3 protein-coding genes are annotated in these 3,539 nt (G+C 68.5%); all 3 read left to right on the top strand.

The genetic code is table 11. From position 1 onward, the window contains the following. The first annotated feature begins 359 nt into the window (after positions 1–359). Genes ACFQ8C_RS36765 through ACFQ8C_RS36755 form a run of 3 tightly spaced genes read left to right on the top strand, consistent with a single transcriptional unit; the run spans position 360 to position 3,482 of the window. Positions 360–1,613: an extracellular solute-binding protein gene (locus ACFQ8C_RS36765; protein ID WP_383466280.1), complete on the top strand. Its 1,254-nt coding sequence runs from the start codon at positions 360–362 to the stop codon at positions 1,611–1,613. Between the two features lie 43 nt (positions 1,614–1,656). Continuing rightward, positions 1,657–2,574 (top strand): carbohydrate ABC transporter permease, encoded by a 918-nt coding sequence (locus ACFQ8C_RS36760; protein WP_383466278.1) that lies wholly within the window; start codon positions 1,657–1,659, stop codon positions 2,572–2,574. Then, positions 2,574–3,482 (top strand): carbohydrate ABC transporter permease, encoded by a 909-nt coding sequence (locus tag ACFQ8C_RS36755; protein ID WP_383466276.1) that lies wholly within the window; start codon positions 2,574–2,576, stop codon positions 3,480–3,482. The genes ACFQ8C_RS36760 and ACFQ8C_RS36755 overlap by 1 nt, the downstream gene beginning before the upstream one ends. Positions 3,483–3,539 lie beyond the last annotated feature (57 nt).

Here is a 3,539-nt window from a genome sequence, read left to right as displayed (position 1 = left end):
GTCACCGACGGAGGCGGGGCGCTTCGCGTTCCGCGGGCTTCCGGCCCGACCCCGGGGTGGCCGTGCGGGACCGGGCGGTCGTGCGGATTGTTCCTGTCGCGGCCTTTTCCCCTTATGGGGCAGAGTGTCGCGACGCCGGCCGCCGCACGGCCGCCGCGGGCTCCGGGGATTCGCATCGTTCAGGTAACGGCCCTTGGTGCCCGACTCTTCGTGTTGTTTACTTTGCCCACAACGCATGCTCGTAACTGCTTGAAAGTCGCAAAGATTCCTCAGATCCTTGCGTGTGCCGAGCTTGCTGTGGTTCGGACCCTGGGGCCTGTCGTCGTGACCGGCCGAGAGACACGAAGGCGGAACTGACGATGAAGAAGCGCGTGTTCGTGGCGGCCTGCACCCTCGGTGTGCTCACCCTCACGGCCTGCGGCGGCGGCGGCGCGTCGGACGGCGGGGACGTGACCCTGAAGCTCGTCGCCGCCGACTACGGCGACAAGGCGTCCAACAGCTCGACCGCGTACTGGAAGGACGTGGCGGAACGCTTCACCGCCGCCAACCCGACGATCAAGGTCGACGTCCAGGTCGTCAACTGGAACGACATCGACGCCCAGGTCAAGACGATGATCCAGAGCGGCAACGTGCCGGACGTCCTCCAGACCGGCGGCTACGCCGACAAGGTCGCCGACGACCTCCTCTACAAGGCGGACGAGGTCCTCTCGGAGCAGACCCGCGCCAACCTCATCGACAGCTTCGCCAAGGCGGGAGAGGTCGACGGCACGCAGTACGGCATCCCGTTCGTCTCCTCCGCGCGCGCCCTCTTCTACAACAAGGCGATCTTCGCCAAGGCCGGCATCACCGAGGCGCCCACGTCCTGGGCCGAGCTGAAGGCCGCCGCGGAGAAGGTCAAGGCCAAGGCGCCCGGCGTCATCCCGTACGCCCTCCCGCTCGGCCCCGAGGAGGCCCAGGGCGAGTCCCTGATCTGGGAGCTCGGCAGCGGCGGCGGCTTCACGGACGCCAAGGGCGCGTACACCCTGAACAGCCCGGCCAACGTCGAGGCGTTCGGCTGGCTCAAGACGAACCTGGTCGAGCCCGGCCTCACCTACGCCAACCCCGCCACCACCGACCGCAAGACCGCCTTCGCCGACTTCGCGGCCGGCAAGACCGCCATGCTCAACGGCCACCCCTCGCTCATCCAGATGTCCAAGGACGGCAAGGTCGACTACGGCGTCGCGCCCATCCCCGGCAAGGACGGAGCGCTCACGTCCACGCTCGGCGTGGCCGACTGGATGATGGCGTTCAAGGACGGCGGCCACAAGGAAGAGGTCAGGAAGTTCCTCGACTTCGCGTACTCCAAGGAGAACACGCTGAAGTTCGACGAGACGTACAACCTCATGCCGGTCACCAAGGACACGCTCCAGGAGATGACCACCAACGGCAGGCACGAGGACCTGGAGCCGTTCTTCGCCCTGCTGCCGAACGCCGTCTTCTACCCGCTGGGCGACACCACCTGGGACGCCGTCTCCGCCGAGATCAAGAAGAGCGGCGGCACCGCCGTGAACGACCCCGCGAAGGTGCTGGGCGAGCTGCAGAAGAAGGCCGAGGCGGCGGTCGCCGACCAGTAGGCCCAGGCCCCGCAGGCTCCGCCCCTCACGGAAGGCACCCCTCGTGTCCCCCACAACGTCTCCCGCCCGCCCCGGCCGCAAGGGCGGCCGGGGCGGCCTGGCCCGGCTGGGGCCGCTGCCCTGGATCGGGCCCGCCGTCCTCCTCATCGGGCTCGTCGTCCTCTGGCCCGTCTACGAGATGGCCCGGACGTCGTTCCTGAAGATCAGCAGCAGCGGATTCGTCCGCGGCTCGGCCGGGTTCGACAAGTACAAGCAGCTCTTCGACGAGCCGGCGCTGCCCTCGGTCGTCCTCTCCACCGTCGTGTGGACGACCGTCGTCGTCACCGCCACGATGGTGATCTCCCTGGCGCTGGCGCAGCTCTTCAACCAGAGGTTCCCCGGACGCCGCGTCACCCGCTGGGCCCTGATCGCCCCCTGGGCCGCCTCGGTCGTGATGACCGCGATCGGCTTCAAGTGGATGCTCGACCAGACGGCCGGCGTCCTCAACACGCTCATGACCGACCTCGGGATCGTCGACGGCCCGAAGGACTGGCTCGGCGACCCCGCGACCGCCTGGCCGTGGATGATGTTCGTCGCCGTGTTCGTGTCGCTGCCCTTCACCACGTACACCCTGCTCGCCGGGCTCCAGACCATCCCCGCCGAGGTCTACGAAGCCGCCCGGGTCGACGGCACCGACACCTGGCAGACGTACCTGCGGATCACCCTCCCGCTGCTGCGCCCGGCGCTGCTCGTCGGCATGGTGATCAACCTGATCAACGTCTTCAACTCGTTCCCGATCATCTGGTCCATGACCCGCGGCGGACCGGACAGCGACACCGCCACCACCACGGTCTTCATGTACCAGCTCAAGAACGCCGACATCGGCCAGTCCGCGGCGATGTCCGTCGTCAACTTCGCGCTCGTCGTGCTGATGGTCGTCCTCTTCCTCAAGGCCACCCGCTGGAACCAGGAGGAGAGCTGATGTCCCAGCAGACCCTCGACCGCGCCACCCGCGCGGCACGCTCCACCCCCGCGGCCGGCGAAGCGGGCCGGCGGTCTCCCCGGACCCCGCGCCGGCTGCGCCCGCGCGTCCTGCTCGTCGCGGCCGTCGCGTGGATGCTGGCCGCCGTGTTCCTGCTGCCGTACGTGGAGATGATCGTCACCGCGCTCCGGCCGGCGGACGAACTCCGCGACGCCACCTACCTGCCGAGCGCCTTCGAGTGGGCGAACTTCGTCGACGTCTGGCGCGAGTCCCACCTCGGGGACAACCTGCGCGTCACGCTGCTCGTCTCCGCCGGATCCACCCTGCTCGTCCTGCTGGTCGCGATCCCCGCCGCGTACTACACCGCGCGCGTGAGGTTCCGCGGCCGCAAGCTCTTCCTGCTGCTGGTGCTCGTCACCCAGATGTTCCAGCCGACGTCCCTGCTGGTCGGTCTCTACCGCGAGTTCTACCAGCTCGACATGCTCAACTCCGTCTGGACCCTGATCCTCTGCAACGCGGCCTTCAACCTGGCCTTCGCGATCTGGATCCTCACCGCGTACTTCTCCTCCATCCCCGAGGCGCTGGAGGAGGCGGCCATGATCGACGGCCTGGGGCGGGGCGGCGCCCTGATGCGGATCACCCTTCCGCTGGCGATGCCCGGCGTCGTCACCGCGATGATCTTCACCTTCATCGCCGCGTGGAACGAGTTCGTGATGGGCCTGACGCTCTCCACCGTTCCCGAGAGCCAGCCCCTGACCGTCGGCATCAACAGCTTCATCGGCAACTACACCGTCCAGTGGAACTACCTGTTCGCCGGCTCGGTCATCGCCATCGTCCCCGTCGTGGTCCTCTTCGCCCTCATCGAGCGCAAGGTCGTCTCCGGGCTGACCGCGGGATCCGTCAAGTAACACCCCGTCCGCGGCCCGCCCGGCCCCACCCGTCCGCGTCCCTGCGCGGTCGGCGGG

Source organism: Streptomyces sp. NPDC056503 (assembly GCF_042794995.1).
In the GTDB taxonomy this organism is placed as follows: domain Bacteria; phylum Actinomycetota; class Actinomycetes; order Streptomycetales; family Streptomycetaceae; genus Streptomyces.
The sequence above is the reverse complement of the archived record's forward strand: the minus strand, read 5'-3'. Positions and strand labels throughout refer to the sequence as shown.